The organism is Mycobacterium noviomagense (genome assembly GCF_010731635.1).
GTDB classification, from domain to species: Bacteria; Actinomycetota; Actinomycetes; order Mycobacteriales; family Mycobacteriaceae; genus Mycobacterium; species Mycobacterium noviomagense.
In genome coordinates this window covers 3,211,520-3,231,484 of record NZ_AP022583.1, presented here as the reverse complement: position 1 = coordinate 3,231,484, position 19,965 = coordinate 3,211,520, and the positions used below count along the sequence as shown (strand labels likewise).

Below are 19,965 nucleotides of genomic sequence, written 5' to 3'. Positions count from 1 at the left end.
TCCCCGCCAAGACAAAACGGCGTGAGCGCCGTCAGAAAAGCAACTGCCGCCAGCCTACCTGGGCGCTATCGCGAGGCACGACAAACGAACGCCGTCGCACTACCCGCAGACCCCGAGCCGATGCGGGTCACCACCACTGACAGCGGTTGGCTGCCGCCTAACCGCAGCCGACGCCGCAGCGCGTCAGGGTCCAGATCGACACCGCGCACCAGGATCTCCAACGGGCCGCAATCCCGTGCGGCCAGCGCATGCCGCAGCCGCTTCTTGCTGAACGGCAGCTGCTCGAGAACCTCGAAGCCACGGTGCCCGAAAGGCAGCTGGTCGCCGGAGAGATAGGCGATCTGTGAGTCGAGTTGCCACAGCCCGTGCCGGGCGCCGTAGTGGCGGACCAGGCCCGCGCGCACCACAGCGCCGTCGGGGTCGATGATCCACCGCCCGGCGGGCCGCACCGGGCAGTCGTCCGGCTCGGCATCAGTGATCTGCTCGCAGCGGTCAAGGATGCTGGCCCGGCGGCGCACCCCCGACTCGGCCAGCCCTGCCGACCACAGACAGGCTTCTCGCACGCTGCCGTCATACGACGTCACCTCGACCTCGCCGTCGAACTGTAAGCGGTCGAAATCGATTCCGGGAGAACACTTTACGACTAAATCCCGATCACGGTAGACGTCGAGCAGCTGATCGAGTGGGGGCCGGTAGTTGCGTGGGTCAAACCGCCGCCGACCGCTGTCGCGCCGGCTCGGGTCGACGACCACTGCGGTGTCGCGGGTCACCGGATGTAGCGCGTCGGCGCGGCACAGGTCGACCGCGTTCCCGAGGTTGTGCTGCGCCATCGCCAGCCGTACCGGGTCGATGTCGCTGCCCACCGCCCGCGGCGCCACGGCGCGCAGCGCAGCAAGTTCCGTCCCGATCGAGCACGTCACGTCGTGCACCACGCGACCGGCCAGCCGGCTAGCCCGGTGTTTCGCCACCGGGCCCGCGGTGGCCTGCTGCAGCGCCTCGTCGGTGAACAGCCAGGTCGACACGTCGCACAACCCGGCCAGCTTGGCTGTCGACCGGCGGCGCAGCAGGGTCGTCTCCACCAGCACCAGCGCGCGCTCGCCGAACCGGGCCCGCACCGCGGCGATATCTGCGACGCGGGTGGCCTCGGCGAACGCGTACCCGGCGACCGCTTGCAGCGCCGCGGCGCCCGATTCCGATCGCAGGTAGGCGACGTCGTCGAGCCCGAACTTCAGGACGGCTTTACCCCGGTGACCATGACGTTGTAGAACCAGCCCTTGGGCACCAGCCGGCGCCAGAGGTTGGCGTCCACCCAGCTCAGCGTTTTCCAGCCGGTGAACGCGAACTTGGCCCAACCCCAGCCCAGCCGGCCGGGCGGCACCGCCGCCTCGATGGTGCGCAGCGGCCAGCCCAGCATCGCTGCGCTGAACTCCTCGGTGGCGGTCTGAACTTGTACGGCGCCGGCGTCGACGGCCATCCGCTCGAGTTCGCCCGGTGTGAAGGTGTGTAGGTCGACGAGAGCTTCCAGCGCGGCGGCGCGTGAGGATTCGTCGAGTTCGGCTTGCGGGCGCCGCCAGCCGCCCAGGCCGGGCAACCTGGTGACGTTGGTGGTGATGCGCCAGGTCAGCGTGGATAACGTGCGAGCGTAGCGGTCGCCGACGGTGGTCGGCTCGCCGGCGAATACGAACCGCCCTCCTGGCCGCAGCACCCGGAGAGCCTCTCGCAACGACAGCTCGACTTCTGGGATGTGGTGCAGCACAGCGTGTCCCACCACCAAGTCGAATGTGTTGTCGTCGTAGGGAATGCCCTCGGCGTCGGCGACGCGGCCGTCGATCTCCAAACCCAGGGACCGCCCGTTACGGGTGGCGACCTTGACCATGCCCGGCGACAGGTCGGTGACCGAACCGCGCCGGGCAACCCCCGACTGGATCAGGTTGAGCAGGAAAAACCCTGTGCCGCAGCCTAACTCAAGCGCCCGGTCGTAGGGCAGGACGCGGATCTCCTCTTCTGGCACGACGGCATCGAAGCAGTGCCGCGCGTAGTCCACGCAGCGCTGGTCGTAAGAAATCGACCACTTCTCGTCGTAGTTCTCGGCCTCCCAGTCGTGGTAGAGCACCTGGGCCAGCTTGCTGTCGTGGCGGGCCGCCTCTACTTGTTCGGCCGTGGCGTGCGGCTGGGGCGACGGTTCGCCGGCGACTTTGGAACTCCTCGTCATGAGACGCCAGCCTAACCGTCGTCTTGGTGGCAGGTGCGGGCGAACACCTCCAGGTAGCGGCGCCGCTCAGCGGCGAGCCGTTCGGAGCGACTCAGCTCGAAGACGTCGTCGACGCCGGCTTTGGCAGCCGCCAGCGCGTGTGCCGGGCCTTCGACGAACCGGCCTGCCCACGCCGCGGCCGCGTCGTAGACGTCGTCGGGTGCCACCATCTCGTCGATCACGCCGAGCATCAACGCCTCTTCGGCGCCGAAGAAACGCCCGCTGTACACCAGTTCTTTGGCACGGCTGGGCCCAAGCGTGCGGGTCAGCCGCGCCATCGCCGCGCCATCGGGAATCAGGCCGGCCAGGATCTCGGTCGCCCCGAACTTCGCGTTGTCCCCGCTCACCCGCCAATCGGCGGCGAAGGCGAGGGTCAGGCCGGCGCCCAGCGCGTAGCCGGTGATCGCAGCGACAGTGGGCTTGGGTATGGCGCCGACGGCCTCGATAGCCTCGTGGCGCACCCGCGCCCAGGTCTCGGCCTCCTGAGGGCTCAGCGCCCGCAGCGCGGGCATGTCGTCGCCTGCGGAGAAGATCTCGTGGCCGCCGAACAGGATCACCGCCGCCACATCGTCGCGCCGGCCCAACTCGGCAGCCGCCGCAATGATCTCCCGATACACCTGGCGGGTCATCGCGTTGGTGGGCGGCCGCGACAACACCAGAGTGGCCACACCGGGATGGTCAGCCCCCAGGTAGACGCTGACGAACTCGCTCACGGCCACCGCCGGCCACGCGCCTGGTTGTAGCGATCGGAGTCGAAGAACTCGATTTCCCAGTTGTCGCCCTTGCGCGCCAGGTCTGGCTGTACGGGGACGATCCGGCGCTCGACCGCCAGCACCTCGGCGACGGTGTGACCGGCCAGCGAATCCAGTTGGGTCCAGGTCGGCGGTAGCAGGAAGGTGCGTCCGGCAGCGAAGTCCACGATGGCGGCCTCGGGCGTGGTCCAGCCGGCGCGGTCGGATTCGGTGTTTTCCCCGTCGGCGAGCTGCCCCTCGGGTAGCGCTGCGACGAAGAAGTAGGTGTCGTAGCGGCGGGTGCGTTCGGCTTCCGGGGTGACCCAGTTCGCCCACGGACGCAGCAAATCGGCGCGCAGCACCAGGTTTTCCCGTCGCAGGAAGTCGGCGAACGACAGCGTCCCGTCGGCCAGCGCGCGGCGCGATTCGCCGTACACCGAGGCGTCGCTGACGATGCCGTGCTTGTCGTCGACCGGCCCGGCGAACAGCACCCCGGATTCTTCGAAGGTCTCCCGCGCGGCCGCGCATACCAGCGCCTCGGCCAGGTCGGTCTCGATGCCGAACCGCTGCGCCCACCAGCTCGGTGCCGGCCCGGTCCAGGCGATGTCGGCGTTGCGGTCGCGGTCGTCCACGCCGCCGCCGGGAAACACCATGACCCCGGCCGCGAACTCCATCGCCGAGTGCCGCCGCATGAGGAAGACGGCGATGCCGTCTGGGGTGTCACGGACCAGCATGACGGTCGCGGCGGGCCGCGGTGTCAACGGAACGAACTGCTCGTCCGTCGGTGCGGTCATAAGTGTCTCCGGTGGGCTGCGCGGGCGCGGGTCCGCCGGGCGAAGTAGCGGCCGTCGATGACGTCCACGGCGATCGACTGGCCGAACGCCGCCGAAAGATTCTCGGCGGTAAGCACGTAGGGCAGCAAGCCCGCTGCGACCACCTGCCCTTCGGAGAGCAGCATGCAGTGGCTGAAGCCGAGGGGGATCTCCTCGACGTGGTGGGTGACCAGGACGAGCGCCGGGGCGTCGGGGTCGGCGGCCAGGTCGGTCAGCCGCGCCATCAGCTCTTCCCGCCCGCCCAAGTCCAGTCCCGCCGCCGGCTCATCGAGCAGGAGCAGCTCGGGGTCGGTCATCAACGCTCGGGCGATCAGCACGCGCTTGCGCTCACCTTCCGAGAGCGTGTCGTAAGTGCGGTCGGCCAGGTGTTCGGCGCCCAGACTCTCGAGCATGTCGATGGCACGGTTGTAGTCGACGTCGTCGTAGCGTTCGCGCCATCGGCCCAATACCGCATAGCCCGCCGAGACGACGAGGTCGCGCACCGCTTCGTCGCCGGGAATCCGTTGCGCCAACACCGACGAGCTCAACCCCACACGAGAACGCAGCTCGGTCATGTCGACCCGCCCCAGCCGTTCGCCGAGCACGTAGGCGACACCCGACGACGGGTGCTCGGCTGCGGCGGCGATCCGCAGCAGCGACGTCTTGCCCGCACCGTTGGGTCCGACGATCACCCAGCGTTCGTCGAGCTCGACTGCCCAGTCCACCGGGCCCACCAGAACACGTCCACCCCGGCGTAGCGAAACGCGTCTGAAGTCGATGAGCAGATCAGGGTCGACTGCGTCGCTTCCGGTTTCGGGCACCCGACCATCGTGCCGTACCCCCGGCGAGCAGACGCAAAAGGCCCCAATTTCCGCAGGAAATGGGGGCTTTTGCGTCTTTTCGCGGAACTATCCGCCGGGTCACCCGGCTATTCGGGCGGGATTTCGACCCGTCGCAACACGCCGTCGACCGCGTCGGCGGCCTCGATCTCGCCGCGGGTGACGCCCAGCAGAAACAGCACGGTGTCGAGGTAGGGGTAGCTCAGCGAGGCGTCGGCGACCTCGCGCAGTGCGGGCTTGGCGTTGAACGCCACCCCGAGGCCGGCCGTGGCCAGCATGTCGATGTCGTTGGCGCCGTCGCCGACGGCGACGGTCTGCTCCAGCGGCACCCCGGCCTGGTGCGCAAAATCCCGCAGCGCCTTGGCTTTTCCGGTCCGGTCGATGATCGGGCCGACCAGCCGGCCGGTGAGTTTGCCGTCGGCGATCTCCAGTTCGTTGGCGGCGACGAAGTCCAGCATCAGCTCGTGCGCGAGCGGTTCGATGATCTGCCGGAAACCCCCCGATACCACGCCGATGTGATAGCCCAGCCGCCGCAGGGTGCGCAGTGTGGTGCGTGCGCCGGGGGTCAGCTCCAGCTGCTCGGCGACTTCGTCGAGCACCTCGGCGGGCAGTCCCGCCAAGGTGGCGACCCGCTGCTGCAGCGACGCCGCAAAATCGAGTTCGCCGCGCATCGCTTGCTCGGTGATCGCCGCGACCGCGTCTTGAGCGCCCACCCGAGCGGCCAGCATCTCGATGACCTCGCCTTGGACGAGGGTCGAGTCGACGTCGAACACGATCAACCGTTTGGCGCGTCGCTCCAAGCTGTAGTCCTCGACCGCGATGTCGACGCCTTGCTCGAAGGCCACCTGCGTCAGCGCCGCCTGCAGCCGGCCCCCGACACCGGGCGGCACCGAGACACGCAGCTGCAGGCCGGTCACCGGGTAGTCCGAGACTCCGCGGATCACGTCGATGTTGACTCCCAGCGCGGCCACTTCGCGCGCCACCGCCCCGAACGCGTCGGCGGTGATGGGCCGGCCGAGTACGACGATGGTGTGCGTCGACGGTTCGCGGATGACCGGCAGGTCGTCGCTGCGCTCGATGGTGACGTCGAGACCCTTGGCGTGAACGGCGGCCTCGACTTCTTCCCGCAGCGCTTTGCCCTCGGCGGCTTCCAGGGTGGCGGACACCAGTACGCCCAGCGTCAACCGGCCGCGGATCACCACCTGCTCGACGTTGAGCAGCTCGACCTTGTGGCCGGCAAGCACCTCGAACAGCGCGGACGTCACACCTGGCTTGTCAACACCGGTGACAGTGATCAACACTGACACCTTCGGCGGTGTGCTCACCCCAGATTGCCGCCGCTGCAACGCATTACGTGCGAACGCTTACGTCGTCGGCTCGGGTGACGTCGCCGCCTTCGGGGCCGTGACTGCGGCCGATATGCGCTTCTGCACGCAGCCGCTCCACCATGTGCGGGTAGTGCAGCTCGAAGGCCGGGCGCTCGGAGCGGATGCGGGGCAGCTCGTAGAAGTTGTGCCGCGGCGGCGGGCAACTGGTGGCCCACTCCAGTGAGTTGCCGTAGCCCCACGGGTCGTCGACGGTGACCGGTTCGCCGTAGCGCCAGCTCTTGAAGACGTTCCAGGTGAACACGAGCATCGACGCGCCGAGGATGAACGCCCCGACGGTCGAGACGACGTTGAGCGGCTGAAACCCGTCGCTGGGCAGGTAGTCGGCGTAGCGGCGCGGCATGCCTTGGTCACCCAACCAGTGCTGCACCAAAAACGTGGTGTGGAAACCGATCAGGGTCAGCCAGAAGTGCAGCTTGCCCAGCCGCTCGTCGAGCAGCCGACCGGTCATCTTCGGGAACCAGAAGTAGATCCCGGCGAAGGTGGAGAACACGATCGTGCCGAACAACACGTAGTGGAAGTGCGCGACCACGAAATAGGTGTCGGTGACGTGGAAGTCCAGCGGCGGGCTGGCCAGCAGCACACCGGTCAGCCCACCGAGCAGAAACGTGACCGCGAAACCTATCGCGAACAGCATTGGGGTTTCGAACGTCAGTTGACCCTTCCAGATGGTGCCGATCCAGTTGAAGAACTTGATCCCGGTCGGCACCGCGATCAGATAGGTCATGAACGAAAAGAACGGCAGCAGAACAGCTCCGGTGGAGAACATGTGGTGTGCCCACACCGCCACGGACAACGCTGCGATCGACATCGTCGCGTAGACCAGCGTGGTGTACCCGAAGACCGGTTTGCGGGAGAACACCGGGAAGATCTCGGTGACGATGCCGAAGAACGGCAGCGCGACGATGTAGACCTCGGGATGGCCGAAGAACCAGAACAAATGCTGCCAGAGGATCGCGCCGCCGTTGGCCGGGTCGTAGATGTGGGCGCCCAGGTGTCGGTCGGCTGCCAACCCCATCAGGGCCGCGGTCAGCAGGGGAAAGGCAATGAGCACCAGGATAGACGTGATAAGGGTGTTCCACGTGAAGATCGGCATCCGGAACATCGTCATGCCCGGCGCGCGCATGCACACCACGGTGGTGATCATGTTGACCGCGCCGAGAATGGTGCCCAAGCCGGCGACTGCCAGTCCCATGATCCACAGGTCGGGACCGGCGCCCGGTGAGTGGACGGCGTCGGTCAGCGGCGTATAGGCGGTCCATCCGAAGTCGGCGGCCCCGCCCGGAGTGATGAATCCGGCCATCGCGATCAACGAGCCGAAGAGAAACAGCCAATACGAGAATGCGTTGAGCCGCGGGAACGCGACGTCGGGTGCGCCGATCTGTAAGGGAAGTACCAAGTTGGCGAACCCGAACACGATCGGTGTGGCGTAGAACAGCAGCATGATCGTGCCGTGCATGGTGAACAGCTGGTTGTACTGCTCGTTGGAGAGGAACTGCAGACCCGGTGCCGCCAACTCGGTGCGCATCAACAGCGCCAATAAGCCGCCGATGAAAAAGAAGACGAAGCAGGTGACCACGTACATGATGCCGATCATCTTGTGATCGGTCGTCGTGATCAGCCGGTAGACCAGGTTGCCCTTGGGACCCATCCGGGGCGGGAACGGACGACTGGCCTCCAGTTCTCCCAGCGGGGGCGCTTCGGCTGTCAAGGGCTCCTCCAAACATCCATCCGGGGCAGACGCCCCTGGGATCTTCCCTGGAATCCTAGCGTTCGATTAGGTCCGTGGCCGCACTGGTCCTACAAACCGTCGTAATGCCGTAATGCCCGGCCACCGTCGCAACGCTGCCGAACTGAACCGGTCGGCGCGGGCAGCCGGATGTTACCGTCGAGCCCGTGCTGTTCGGCCCTGTGCGACCCGGCGTTCTGCCGACCGCAGCTGCCGTGACGACAGCCGTCATGGTGACATTGTGTTCGAGCTGCAAGCCCGCGTCGCTGGGCGGCCAGCATCCGTCGTCGACCCGCTCCGTGATCACCAGCACCACCACCATCGCCGGGGCAGGGGTTCTGGGCAACCAGCGCCGGCCCGACCAGTCATGTGCGCCGCAACCGGCGCCGGCGGATCCGGGTCCCCCGACGCGGTCGGCGCCGAACGCCGCCGGCGTGAGCCCGGAGAAGGCCGACGTCCCCGCCGACCCGCAGCGCATCCTGGTGCTCTCCGGCGACCAGCTCGACGCGTTGTGCGCGTTAGGGCTGCAGTCGCGAATCGTCGCCGCCGCGCTGCCGGACGGCTCCTCGAGCCAGCCCTCCTACCTGGGCGGCGGCCTGCACCGGTTGCCCGGGGTGGGGCCGCGCAGTGCACCGGACGTGCCTGCCATCGCGGCGGCCAAACCGGACCTGATCCTCGGCTCGGTCGCCCTGACGCCGCACTTGTATCCGGCGCTGGCGGCGATCGCGCCGACGGTGTTCACGGGGCCGCCGGGCGCGGCCTGGGAGGACAACCTGCGTGGCGTCGGCGCGGCGACGGCCCGTGCGAGTGCCGCCGACACCATCGTCAAGGACTTCGCCGCTCACGCCGCCCAGACCGGCGCCGCGCATGACGCTGCTCACTACCAGGCGTCGATCGTCCAGCTGACCGACAGCACGCTGCGGGTCTACGGCGCCAACAACTTTCCGGCCAGCGTGCTCACCGCGGTCGGTGTCGACCGGCCGGCGTCTCAGCGGTTTACCGACAAGCCGTATATCGAAATCGGGACAAGCGATCTCGCTGGCTCAGCGGATTTCTCGGCGGCCGACGCCGACATCGTCTACGTGTCGTTTGCATCGCCGGCCGCCAAAGACCGCGCCCCGACCGTGTTCGACAGCAACCCGTGGCGCAAGCTGTCCGCCTACCGCGACAACCGGGTGTTCGTGGTGAACAACGAGGTGTGGCAGACCGGCCAGGGTGTCGTTGCGGCCCGCGGCATCGTCGACGACCTGCGTTGGGTCAACGCGCCCATCAACTGACAGGCGGCGTTCTGGCGGGTCCGTAACGTGGCGATGGGAGCGCGCCGCAGCCTGTGATGTTGCCCTCACGGCCAGGGAATACATAGCCTGCCTATGCTATTCTGGGTGACGTTGCCTCAAACACCAATTGCTGAAATTGACGCACTCAGAGGTTTGCCATGAGCACTGTTTCTGCCTACGCCGCGACGTCGCCGACCGATCCGCTGACCAAGACCACGATCACTCGCCGCGAACCCGGCCCGCACGACGTGGTGATCGACATCAAGTTCTGCGGGATCTGCCACTCGGACATCCACACCGCCAAAGGTGAATGGGGACAACCGAATTACCCGGTCGTGCCCGGCCACGAGATCGCCGGTGTGGTCAGCGCTGTGGGCTCTGACGTCACGAAGTACAAGGTCGGCGACCGCGTCGGCGTCGGTTGTTTTGTGGACTCCTGCCGCGAGTGCACCAGCTGCCTCGCCGGTCTGGAGCAGTACTGCAAGCCCGGAATGACCACGACCTACAACGCCATCGGCCGGGATGGCCAACCGACCCAAGGCGGATACAGCCAAGCGATCGTCGTCGACGAAAACTACGTACTGCGCATCCCCGACGCGCTGCCGCTCGACGCCGCGGCGCCGCTACTGTGCGCGGGCATCACCCTCTACTCACCGCTGCGGCATTGGAACGCCCGGCCCGGCAAGCGGGTGGCGGTCATCGGCCTAGGGGGCCTCGGCCACATGGGAGTGAAGCTCGGCAAGGCGATGGGTGCCGAGGTGACGGTGCTGTCGCAGTCGCTGAAGAAGATGGAGGACGGGCTGCGCCTGGGCGCCAGCGAGTACTACGCGACCTCCGATCGTGAGACCTTCCGCAAGCTGCGTGGCAGCTTCGACCTGATCCTGAACACCGTTTCGGCCAACCTCGATCTGGGCCAATACCTGAACCTGCTCGACGTCGACGGCACGCTCGTCGAACTGGGCATCCCGGAGCACCCGATGCCGGTGCCGGCCTTCGGCCTCGTGCTGATGCGGCGCAGCATCGCCGGGTCAAACATCGGCGGTATCGAAGAGACTCAGGAGATGCTGAACTTCTGCGCCGAGCACGACGTGCGGCCCGAAATCGAGGTCATAGAAGCCGACTACATCAACGAAGCCTACGAGCGCGTGTTGGCGAGCGACGTGCGCTACCGCTTCGTCATCGACACCTCAACGCTGTAAGGCTTCCGCTTGACAGGCCGCCTGTTCAGCTGGCCGTGGCACGGCCCGCGTCGTCGCCGGCCCGGGTGAGGTCGACACCTTGCAGCGGCCAGCCGGCGGCGGCGAGCGTGCCGGCGACGCGCCGGATGTTCTCCGGGCCCGCGTCATAGTGCGTCATGTCGGAGACAAACTCGGCGATGTCGTCGCTTTCGCCCGTCCCATCGGCGAGTGCTGCGGATCCCGGCGTGGTGATTTTCTGTACCACCTCGCGGACCTGATCCTCGGTCAGATCGGTGCCGCGCAACAGCGCCAGAAGCGGTACACGGTCGGGCCCCGGCACGCCATCGGGATAGCCCGTTTGTAGCCACTCCAACACCGAACTCAAAAACGACTCGCTCGCCATGTCACCAGTTTTCTGTCGCGTACTCACCAGCGCCACTGTGGCGGTGCATAATTGGCACAATTCACACGCCGTTCACAGCCGACGCGGCATGCCGCTGCTCCGCGATGTTCTAGAAGTCCCAGTCTTCGTCTTCGGTGACGACGGCCTTGCCGATCACATACGACGATCCCGAACCGGAGAAGAAGTCGTGGTTCTCGTCGGCGTTGGGGGATAGCGCCGACAGGATCGCCGGGTTCACGTCGGTCTCGTCGCGTGGGAACAGCGCCTCGTAACCAAGGTTCATCAATGCCTTATTGGCGTTGTAGCGCAAGAACTTTTTGACGTCTTCCGTCAACCCGACCTCGTCGTAGAGATCCTGGGTGTACTCCACCTCATTGTCGTAGAGCTCGAACAGCAGCTCATAGGTGTAGTCCTTCAGCTCGGCCTGCTTGGCGGCGTCCTCGAGCGCCAGCCCACGCTGGTACTTGTAGCCGATGTAGTAGCCGTGCACGGCCTCGTCACGGATGATCAAGCGGATCATGTCCGCGGTGTTGGTCAGCTTGGCCCGGCTCGACCAGTACATCGGCAAGTAGAAGCCCGAGTAGAAAAGGAAGCTTTCCAACAGCGTCGAGGCCACTTTGCGCTTGAGCGGCTCGTCACCCTTGTAGTACTGCATCACGATCTCGGCTTTGCGCTGCAAGTTGGGGTTTTCCTCCGACCAGCGGAACGCGTCGTCGATCTCGGCGGTCGAGCACAGTGTGGAGAAGATGTTGCTGTAGCTGCGGGCGTGCACCGACTCCATGAACGCGATGTTGGTGTAGACGGCTTCCTCATGCGGCGTCAACGCATCGGGGATCAGGCTGACCGCCCCGACGGTGCCTTGGATGGTGTCGAGCAGGGTCAGCCCGGTGAACACCCGCATGGTCATCTGCTTCTCGCCGGGAGTCAGCGTGCTCCACGAGGGGATGTCGTTGGATACCGGCACCTTTTCGGGCAGCCAGAAGTTTCCGGTCAGCCGGTCCCAGACCTCGGCGTCCTTTTCGTCTTGCAGCCGGTTCCAGTTGATCGCCGAAACACGGTCGATCAGCTTCACGTTGTCGGTCACCAGCACCCCACTTCACCAGGACATTTGTCTGCTGTGTTCAGGCCTCAAACACTACCCCTGGGGTGTGACAACTTGCTGCAGCACAACACCTTGTGTCGTGCGTATTTTGCGGCCGCGACAGCTAGTCGGCGACGGCAAGCTCCGCCCGCTCGCCCGGCGAGCCGACGCCTACCCCGAAGAACTGGTATTCGGCCGGTTTGAGCGAGCGGGTAGCTAACCAGTACTGCCACGTCATGCCGCTCCACAGTGTTCGGTTGACACCGTGCTCGTCGAGGTACCAGCTGCTGCAGCCGCCGGTGTTCCACACCGAGCCGGCCAGCTTGTGTTGCAGCTCCTCGTTGAACCGGTCCTGCGCGGCACGGGTGGGTGCCAGCGCCTGCGCGTCGAGTCGGTCGCAAGCCGCGATCGCCTCGGCGGCATAGTGGATCTGCGACTCGATCATGAACACCACCGAGGTGTGCCCCAGACCGGTGTTCGGGCCCAGCAGGAAGAACAGGTTGGGCATGTCGGCGACGGCGATCCCGCGGTGTGCGACGACACCCTCGCGGTTCCACCGGTCCACCAGGTCTTCCCCGCGGGGGCCCTTGACGTCGACGTAGGTGTAGGAGTCGGTGACGTGAAAACCGGTGGCATACACGATGACATCGACCGGGTGCTCGACGCCGTCGTCGGTGACGATACCGTCCGGGCTGATGCGCGTGATCCGTTCGGTGATCAGCGTCGTCTTCGGGTTAGCCACCGCTCGGTAATAGTTATTGCCGGAGTAGAGGATTCGTTTGCAGCCTGCGCGGTAGCGCGGCGTGAGCTTGCGGCGCAATTCCTTGTCGTGGACATTGCGCCGGATGTTCCACTTGCCGATCGCCTCGATAGCTCTCAGCAATCCGGGCTGCTGCGTCATCGCGTATCCGACGGTTTCCAGCCCCCAGTAGATGCCGGAACGTACCGCTAGACGCACGCCGGGGACGGTCGCGAATGCCTGGCGCAACGCGTTCGGAAGCGGAGCGAACGGCACTGGCACCACCCACGGCGGAGTGCGCTGATACACGTGCAACTGGGCGACCTCGTTGACAATCGCCGGGACGATCTGAATCGCGCTGGCACCGGTGCCGATCACCGCGACCCGCTTGCCCTTTAAATCGACGCTGTGATCCCACTGCGCCGAATGGAAAGCGGCACCGGCGAATTCGTCGATGCCGTCAATGTCCGGGAGGCGCGGGATGTGCAGCGCCCCGGCACCCGAGATGACGAACTGGGCCACGTACTCCTGTCCGGACTCGGTGAATACATGCCAGCGGTATTCGCCGTCATCCCAGTGCGCGCGGTCCACCAGCGAACCGAACCGGATGTAGCGGCGCAGCCCGTACTTGTCGGTGACGCCCTTGAGGTAGTCCAGGATCTCCGGTTGCGGGGAGAACAGCTTGCTCCAGGTCGCCTTCGGTTCGAACGAGAAGGAGTACAGGTGCGACGGCACGTCGCAGGCACAACCCGGGTAGCTGTTGTCGCGCCAGGTGCCGCCGACATCGTCGGCCTTCTCCAGGATGAGGAAATCTACGCCCTGCTTCTGCAGCGCGATGGCCATGCCAAGACCGGAGAATCCCGTCCCGATGATCAACGCGCGGGTGTGCACAGGCGGTGGTTGCGTGGCGGGCTGTGGCATCGGCTCGGCAACGGTCATGGCGAGTGGTCTTCCTGTTCAGGGTGTTGTTAGCGGCGAGCGCGTGAAGCGCCTTGCGACGCAAGTACCCGGTACCCGGGGTATCGGATGAGTGTTGCCGATCGCAGCAGCGATGTCAACGCCGGCTACCCCGCAGCGGAGTTGCGCGGCACCACGTGGTGGATCGGCAGGTCAGGGTCCATCGTGATGCCGAGCACCTCGGCGGTGCTGCTGATCACGCCCATCATGATCGTCGTCAGGTGCGCCACGAACTCGTCACGCGGCATCCGACGCGGGCTGTCCGGGCTGGGGCCCAGCCACCAGTCGGTTGCCGACTGGGCCGATCCGAACGCGGCGAATGCGGCCAGTTCGATCGCGGCGCGCTCGAGGTCCATTTCCCGAAGCTCGTTGTTGAACATCTCCGCCATCGCGAGCGTGATCTCACGACCTTCGTTGAGCGTCCGCATCGTCGCCTCGGACTGCTCGGGGAAGCGGCCCTGGATGAAGAACCGCAGCACGTTGGGATGCTGGTCGACGAGGTTGACGTACTCCTCGACCGCGCGGCGGACGACGTCGCGGGCAGAGTTGGTGGAGAAGTCGACCGAGGGGAAGATCGCCGCCCACAGCATGTCGCGCAGCCGTTCGCCGATCGCCTGGAACAAATCGGACTTGTCGGTGAAGTGGCGGTAGATCTTGGGCTTGGCGGTGCCGGCCTCCTCGGCGATCTCGCGCACGCTCACGTCGGGGCCTAACCGGTCGATGGCGCGGAAGGCCGCCTCGACGATCTCGCCGCGTACCTTCTTGCGGTGCTCGCGCCAGCGTTCGCTGCGCGCGTCGACCTTCACCCCAGGCTTCGCGCTCGGGGCGTGGGGTCGGGGAATTCTCACCACGTCAAGCACTTTACCGCGTTGCCGTCGCTGACCTGGGCAGACTGCCTGGTCTTCGGGACTCGCGACGCGTCGACGCGCTCCCCGAGTGTGAATTTGCCGACGCGACACGCCGTGAAACCGCCGTGAGGTTCACGCTCGGCCGGCGGGTCACAGCATGCAGGAGACGCAGCCTTCGACCTCGGTGCCTTCCAAAGCCATCTGGCGCAGCCGTATGTAGTACAGCGTCTTGATGCCCTTGCGCCAGGCGTAGATCTGCGCCTTGTTCACGTCGCGAGTGGTCGCGGTGTCCTTGAAGAACAGCGTCAGCGACAGCCCTTGGTCAACGTGCTGGGTGGCCGCGGCATATGTGTCGATGATCTTCTCGTAGCCGATCTCGTAGGCGTCCTGGTAGTACTCCAGGTTGTCGTTGGTCATGTACGGCGCCGGGTAGTAGACGCGCCCGATCTTGCCTTCCTTGCGGATCTCCACCTTCGACACGATCGGGTGGATCGAGCTGGTGGAGTGGTTGATGTACGAGATCGACCCGGTCGGCGGCACCGCCTGCAGGTTCTGGTTGTAGATACCGTGCGCTTGCACCGACTCTTTCAGCCGTCGCCAATCGTCTTGGGTCGGAATGCGGATGCCGGCGTCGGCGAAGAGTTGGCGCACCTTCGGCGTCTTGGGTTCCCAGACCTGGTCGGTGTATTTGTCGAAGAACTCACCCGTCGCGTACTTCGACCGCTCGAACCCCTTGAAATGGGTGCCGCGTTCGATCGCAATACGATTCGACGCCCGCAGCGCGTGGTAGAGCACCGTGTAGAAGTAGATGTTGGTGAAATCGATGCCCTCTTCTGACCCGTAGAAGATACGCTCGCGGGCCAGGTAGCCGTGCAGGTTCATCTGCCCCAACCCGATGGCGTGAGACTCGTTGTTGCCCTTCTCGATCGACGGCACCGAGTAGATGTGGGTCTGGTCCGACACGGCCGTCAGCGCCCGGATCGCCACCTCGATGGTCTGCGCGAAATCCGGCGAGTCCATCGTCTTGGCGATGTTCAGCGACCCAAGGTTGCACGAAATGTCTTTGCCCACTTTGGCGTACGACAGATCGTCATTGAAGTATGACGGCGTCGACACCTGCAGGATCTCCGAGCACAGGTTCGAGTGAGTGATCTTGCCCTCGATAGGATTAGCCCGATTCACCGTGTCCTCGAACATGATGTAGGGATAGCCGGACTCGAACTGCAGCTCGGCCAGCGTCTGGAAGAACTCCCGCGCCTTGATCTTGGACTTGCGGATGCGGGGGTTGTCGACCATCTCGTAGTACTTCTCGGTCACCGAGATGTCGGCGAACGGCACACCATAAACCCGTTCGACGTCGTACGGCGAGAACAGGTACATGTCCTCGTTGCGCTTGGCCAGCTCGAAGGTAATGTCGGGGATCACCACACCGAGGCTCAGCGTCTTGATGCGGATCTTCTCGTCGGCGTTCTCGCGCTTGGTGTCCAGGAAGCGGTAGATGTCGGGGTGATGCGCGTGCAGGTACACCGCTCCGGCACCCTGGCGCGCGCCGAGCTGATTGGCGTAGGAAAACGAGTCCTCCAGCAGCTTCATGATCGGGATGACGCCCGAACTCTGGTTCTCGATGTTCTTGATCGGCGCGCCATGCTCGCGAATGTTGGTGAGCAACAACGCAACTCCCCCACCACGCTTGGACAGCTGCAGCGCGGAGTTGATGGCCCGCCCGATGGACTCCATGTTGTCCTCGATGCGAAGTAAAAAGCAGCTCACTGGCTCGCCGCGCTGCTTCTTGCCCGAGTTGAGGAACGTCGGGGTGGCCGGCTGGAAACGGCCGTCGATGATTTCGTCGACCAGCTTCTCAGCCAGCGCGGTGTCGCCGGCGGCCAAGGTGAGCGCCACCATGCACACCCGGTCCTCGAAACGCTCCAGATAGCGCTTGCCGTCGAACGTTTTCAGCGTGTAGGAGGTGTAGTACTTGAACGCGCCCAGAAACGTCGGGAACCGGAACTTCTTGGCGTAGGCCCGGTCGAGTAGGGACTTGACGAAGTTGCGCGAGTATTGGTCGAGAACCTCACGCTCGTAGTAGTTCTCGCGGATCAGGTAGTCGAGCTTTTCGTCGTAATTGTGGAAGAACACCGTGTTCTGGTTGACGTGCTGCAGGAAGTACTGGTGCGCGGCTTCCCGGTCCTTGTCGAACTGAATCTTGCCATCGGCGTCGTACAGATTCAGCATCGCGTTCAGGGCGTGGTAGTCCGTTTCGCCCTGCGCCGGGCTGCGCCCGGCAGCAGCTACAGGCTCTGCAGCTGTGAGAGTCGGTGACACGTCTCGTCCTTCCAGAAGTCAGCCAGGCCCGCGCGGACGGCTTGGACGTCCTCGTCGGTTCCCATGAGTTCGAATCGGTAGAGGTAGGGAACGCCGCACTTGCGCGAGACCACCTCGCCCGCATAGCAGAATTCCGCACCGAAGTTGGTGTTGCCTGCTGCGATCACGCCGCGCAACAACGCTCGGTTGTGCTCGTTGTTCAAGAACGCGATGACCTGCTTGGGCACATAGCCGCCGTCGTTGATGTTGGGGGTCGCCCGACCGCCACCGTAGGTGGGCAGCACCAAGACGTAAGGCTGATCCACCTCGATGCGGCCATGCAGCGGTATGCGCGTGGCGGGGATACCGAGCTTCTGCACGAATCGGTGGGTGTTCTCCGACACGCTGGAGAAATACACCAGGCTGGACGACGGCACCGCAATCTCCTTACGCGGTGAGCGCGGCTCCCGCGAGCGCCTTGATGCGGTCGGGACGGAAACCGGACCAGTGCTCGTTGCCCGCCACGACCACCGGCGCCTGCAGGTAACCCAGGGCCATCACGTAGTCCCGCGCCTCGGAGTCCAGCGTGATGTCGACCGTCTGGTAGGCAATACCCTGCTTGTCCAGCGCCTTATAGGTGGCGTTGCACTGCACACATGCGGGCTTGGTGTACACGGTGATGGTCATCGGCGGTTCGGCTCCTCTGCAGAACGACTGGGCGGACTGGCAACTTCTTGGGCACTACCTCTGCACGGCTACTCGGCAGACCGTCAGACCCCGAAATCCCGGTGCCTCGCACCGCCGCGCTTATGACGCGCCGATACCGGATTTCCGGAACCTCACCAAGCTGGACCGGCGTGGCGAGCCTGGGGTCTGTCGGTCGCTCAAACACTACACCTAGTGGGTGACAATAAGAAGAGATACAAGATGTTCTGAACAACATTCGTGAAATTCCCTGGTCGTAAGCACAGTCAATGGTGCCGCGTCGGCGTGTCGTAGATCACAATTCGGGCCCACTGTGGCCGCATCATTGCCATGCCGACAGACTTACCACCTGCCACTGACATCGGCGGTGGTTAAGTCCTGGCCTGCGCGGCTACAGCAAAGCCGCCGGCGGGCCCATCGAGGCCCCCCGGCGGCTTCGTCACATCGGGTTAGCTCACTTCGGCGGCCAGCTTGCCCACCACATCGCGCACGTTGGACACCAGTTCGGCGTTCTCCCGCGGGTGCTTGCCATCAAGCGACTGGAACGGCACCGAGAGCTTGATCGCCTCGACGACGCGCGGCCCGGCAATCCCGAACGACTTGCGGGTCTCGTCGTGCGCCCACACCCCGCCATAGCGACCCAGCGACCCGCCGATGACCGCCAGCGGCTTGTCTTTCAACGCACTGTTGCCGAGCGGCCGCGACAGCCAGTCGATCGCGTTCTTCATGACACCGGGAATGCTGCCGTTGTATTCGGGCGTCACCACCAGGGCAGCGTCGGCGTCGGCAGCGGCGGCACGCAGCGCGGTCACCGAAGCCGGTACGTCGGCGTTGTCGATGTCCTCGTTGTAGAAGGGCAGCTCACCGAGTCCGTCGAACACGGTGACCGTGACGCCCTCGGGGGCGACCTCACTCGCCAGCTGCGCGATCTGACGGTTGACCGACGCCGCGCGCAGGCTTCCCACCAGTGCGAGCACCTTGATGTCCGACTTGCGATCCGACATGTGGTCCCTTTCCGTTGTTCCTACATCCTTGCACGACCGAACCGGACCGTGGTCCGATTTATTCCGGTCGCGCTACAGTGCAGAGGTGAGGCTCGTCGACCACACGCGTGAGCTGCCCGTTTCCGCGCCGCAAGAGCGCGGGGACGCGGCACGCAACCGCACCCTGTTGCTCGATGCGGCCCGCCGGCTGATCGCCGAACGCGGCGCCGACGCGGTGACCATGGACGACATCGCCGCTGCGGCCGGGGTGGGCAAGGGCACGGTGTTCCGGCGGTTCGGCAGCCGCGCCCGTCTGATGATGGTGCTGCTTGACGAAGACGAGCGCCGCCTCCAGGAGGCTTTCCTGTTCGGCCCGCCGCCACTGGGCCCGGATGCGCCGCCTCTCGATCGCCTGCTCGCATTCGGTCGCGAGCGGCAGCGCTTCGTCCATACCCACCACGCCCTGCTCTCCGCGGCCAGCCGCGACCCGCAGACCCGCCACAACGCGCCGGCAATGCTGCTGCTGTACACCCATGTCCGGATGCTGCTGGCCTCGGCTCAGAGCACGGGCGACCTGGATGCCCAGACCGACGCGTTGCTGGCGCTTCTCGACGCCGACTACGTCGAGCACCAGCTCAACGATCGCGGCCACACCGTCGCATCGTTGGGCGACGCGTGGGAAAGCCTGGCGCGCAAGCTATGCGGGCGGTGAGCACGGGCTGGGTGCTACACGTCGACCTCGACCAGTTCCTGGCAGCGGTCGAGTTACGTCGTCATCCCGACCTGGCCGGGCTGCCGGTCATTGTGGGCGGCAGCGGCGACCCGAACGAACCCCGCAAGGTCGTCACCTGCGCCTCGTATGAGGCCCGCGAATTCGGGGTGCACGCGGGCATGCCCTTGCGCACCGCGGCCCGGCGCTGCCCCGACGCCACCTTCCTGCCATCGGATCCAGCCGCCTATGACGCGGCCTCCGATCAAGTGATGGAACTGCTGCGCGACCTCGGCTACCCGGTCGAGGTCTGGGGCTGGGATGAGGCGTACGTCGGAGTGCCCGCAGGCACCGACGCTGTCGACGTCGCCGAACAGATCCGCACCGTCATCGCGGCCGAAACCGGGCTCTCCTGCTCTGTCGGAATCAGCGACAACAAGCAGCGCGCCAAAGTCGCTACCGGATTCGCGAAACCGGCCGGCATCTACCAGCTCACCGATGCCAATTGGATGGCCGTGATGGCCGACCGGCCAGTCGACGCGCTCTGGGGTGTAGGCCCTAAGACAGCGAAAAAGCTTGCCGGTCTTGGAATCACGACGATCGGCCAGCTTGCGAACACCCACGCTGAGCTGCTCACCTCGACCTTCGGGCCGCGAATCGGACTATGGCTTCTGTTGCTGGCCAAGGGCGGCGGCGACACCGATGTCAGCGCCGAGCCATGGGTGCCGCGATCCCGCAGCCACGTCGTCACGTTCCCGCGTGACATTACCGCCCGAGCAGAAATGGACTCCGTTGTAACCGAATTGGCGCGGCAAGCGCTGGCTGACGTGGTGGCCCAATCTCGCATCGTGACCCGAGTTGCCGTCACAGTGCGCACGTCGACGTTTTATACCCGCACCAAAATCCGCAAGCTCGATGCGCCGACCACCGACGCCGACATCATCGTCGCCGCCGCGCTGCGAGTGCTCGACCTCTTCGAACTTGACCGGCCGGTGCGGTTACTCGGTGTGCGCCTCGAACTACAGATGCCGCCGTAA

Annotated in this window: 19 protein-coding genes; 4 read left to right on the top strand and 15 right to left on the bottom strand. The window is 65.5% G+C overall.

The window, feature by feature from the left end; all coding sequences use genetic code 11:
- Nucleotides 1–65: 65 nt before the first annotated feature.
- The 7 genes from G6N15_RS15235 to ctaD all read right to left on the bottom strand — a co-directional run bounded on the left by G6N15_RS15235 (nt 66) and on the right by ctaD (nt 7,729).
- Complete coding sequence (locus G6N15_RS15235) at nt 66–1,271, bottom strand: class I SAM-dependent methyltransferase (protein WP_232070475.1); 1,206 nt, start codon at nt 1,269–1,271, stop codon at nt 66–68.
- On the bottom strand, nt 1,229–2,212 hold the full coding sequence (locus G6N15_RS15230) for a class I SAM-dependent methyltransferase (protein ID WP_083088349.1): 984 nt from the start codon (nt 2,210–2,212) through the stop codon (nt 1,229–1,231). The genes G6N15_RS15235 and G6N15_RS15230 overlap by 43 nt, the downstream gene beginning before the upstream one ends.
- Before the next feature lie 11 nt (nt 2,213–2,223).
- Nucleotides 2,224–2,964, bottom strand: a complete 741-nt coding sequence (locus G6N15_RS15225; RefSeq protein WP_083088394.1) for an enoyl-CoA hydratase — start codon at nt 2,962–2,964, stop codon at nt 2,224–2,226.
- A complete protein-coding gene (locus G6N15_RS15220; protein ID WP_083088350.1) occupies nt 2,961–3,776 on the bottom strand; it encodes an NUDIX hydrolase in 816 nt (271 codons plus the stop codon). Before G6N15_RS15220 ends, G6N15_RS15225 begins: the two co-directional genes overlap by 4 nt.
- Nucleotides 3,773–4,615 (bottom strand): ABC transporter ATP-binding protein, encoded by an 843-nt coding sequence (locus G6N15_RS15215; RefSeq protein WP_083088351.1) that lies wholly within the window; start codon nt 4,613–4,615, stop codon nt 3,773–3,775. Before G6N15_RS15215 ends, G6N15_RS15220 begins: the two co-directional genes overlap by 4 nt.
- Nucleotides 4,616–4,722: 107 nt before the next feature.
- A complete protein-coding gene (gene serB / locus G6N15_RS15210; RefSeq protein WP_083088352.1) occupies nt 4,723–5,958 on the bottom strand; it encodes a phosphoserine phosphatase SerB in 1,236 nt (411 codons plus the stop codon).
- Nucleotides 5,959–5,983: 25 nt separating this feature from the next.
- A complete protein-coding gene (ctaD, locus tag G6N15_RS15205) occupies nt 5,984–7,729 on the bottom strand; it encodes an aa3-type cytochrome oxidase subunit I (RefSeq protein WP_083088395.1) in 1,746 nt (581 codons plus the stop codon).
- Nucleotides 7,730–7,914: 185 nt separating this feature from the next.
- On the opposite strand from ctaD, the gene G6N15_RS15200 reads away from it, so the two are divergent.
- Together G6N15_RS15200 and G6N15_RS15195 are read left to right on the top strand one after the other, a co-directional pair.
- Entirely contained in the window at nt 7,915–9,024 is a 1,110-nt protein-coding gene (locus tag G6N15_RS15200) for an iron-siderophore ABC transporter substrate-binding protein (protein ID WP_083088353.1), read from the top strand.
- A gap of 158 nt (nt 9,025–9,182) precedes the next feature.
- The gene (locus tag G6N15_RS15195) at nt 9,183–10,223 is read left to right on the top strand and encodes an NAD(P)-dependent alcohol dehydrogenase (RefSeq protein WP_083088354.1); all 1,041 of its coding nucleotides are present in this window, start codon (nt 9,183–9,185) and stop codon (nt 10,221–10,223) included.
- A 25-nt stretch (nt 10,224–10,248) separates the two neighbouring features.
- Here G6N15_RS15195 and G6N15_RS15190 read toward each other — a convergent pair whose 3' ends face one another.
- The 8 genes from G6N15_RS15190 to G6N15_RS15155 all read right to left on the bottom strand — a co-directional run bounded on the left by G6N15_RS15190 (nt 10,249) and on the right by G6N15_RS15155 (nt 18,240).
- Complete coding sequence (locus G6N15_RS15190) at nt 10,249–10,605, bottom strand: DUF3349 domain-containing protein (RefSeq protein ID WP_083088355.1); 357 nt, start codon at nt 10,603–10,605, stop codon at nt 10,249–10,251.
- A 109-nt stretch (nt 10,606–10,714) separates the two neighbouring features.
- Nucleotides 10,715–11,689 (bottom strand): class 1b ribonucleoside-diphosphate reductase subunit beta, encoded by a 975-nt coding sequence (gene nrdF / locus G6N15_RS15185; protein ID WP_139797874.1) that lies wholly within the window; start codon nt 11,687–11,689, stop codon nt 10,715–10,717.
- Between the two features lie 121 nt (nt 11,690–11,810).
- On the bottom strand, nt 11,811–13,364 hold the full coding sequence (locus G6N15_RS15180) for a flavin-containing monooxygenase (protein ID WP_083088356.1): 1,554 nt from the start codon (nt 13,362–13,364) through the stop codon (nt 11,811–11,813).
- Between the two features lie 125 nt (nt 13,365–13,489).
- On the bottom strand, nt 13,490–14,233 hold the full coding sequence (locus G6N15_RS15175) for a TetR/AcrR family transcriptional regulator (protein WP_083088397.1): 744 nt from the start codon (nt 14,231–14,233) through the stop codon (nt 13,490–13,492).
- A gap of 147 nt (nt 14,234–14,380) precedes the next feature.
- Complete coding sequence (gene nrdE / locus G6N15_RS15170) at nt 14,381–16,552, bottom strand: class 1b ribonucleoside-diphosphate reductase subunit alpha (RefSeq protein ID WP_083088357.1); 2,172 nt, start codon at nt 16,550–16,552, stop codon at nt 14,381–14,383.
- Nucleotides 16,519–16,974, bottom strand: coding sequence for a class Ib ribonucleoside-diphosphate reductase assembly flavoprotein NrdI (gene nrdI, locus G6N15_RS15165; RefSeq protein WP_139797875.1), 456 nt, complete (start codon nt 16,972–16,974; stop codon nt 16,519–16,521). The genes nrdE and nrdI overlap by 34 nt, the downstream gene beginning before the upstream one ends.
- Nucleotides 16,975–16,978: 4 nt before the next feature.
- Nucleotides 16,979–17,218 carry a redoxin NrdH gene (locus tag G6N15_RS15160; RefSeq protein WP_083088359.1) on the bottom strand — a complete coding sequence of 80 codons (240 nt, stop codon included), beginning with the start codon at nt 17,216–17,218 and terminating at the stop codon, nt 16,979–16,981.
- A 467-nt stretch (nt 17,219–17,685) separates the two neighbouring features.
- Nucleotides 17,686–18,240: an NAD(P)H-dependent oxidoreductase gene (locus G6N15_RS15155; protein WP_083088360.1), complete on the bottom strand. Its 555-nt coding sequence runs from the start codon at nt 18,238–18,240 to the stop codon at nt 17,686–17,688.
- An 85-nt stretch (nt 18,241–18,325) separates the two neighbouring features.
- On the opposite strand from G6N15_RS15155, the gene G6N15_RS15150 reads away from it, so the two are divergent.
- Nucleotides 18,326–18,931, top strand: coding sequence for a TetR/AcrR family transcriptional regulator (locus G6N15_RS15150; protein WP_232070245.1), 606 nt, complete (start codon nt 18,326–18,328; stop codon nt 18,929–18,931).
- Nucleotides 18,919–19,965, top strand: a complete 1,047-nt coding sequence (locus tag G6N15_RS15145) for a DNA polymerase IV (protein WP_083088362.1) — start codon at nt 18,919–18,921, stop codon at nt 19,963–19,965. The genes G6N15_RS15150 and G6N15_RS15145 overlap by 13 nt, the downstream gene beginning before the upstream one ends.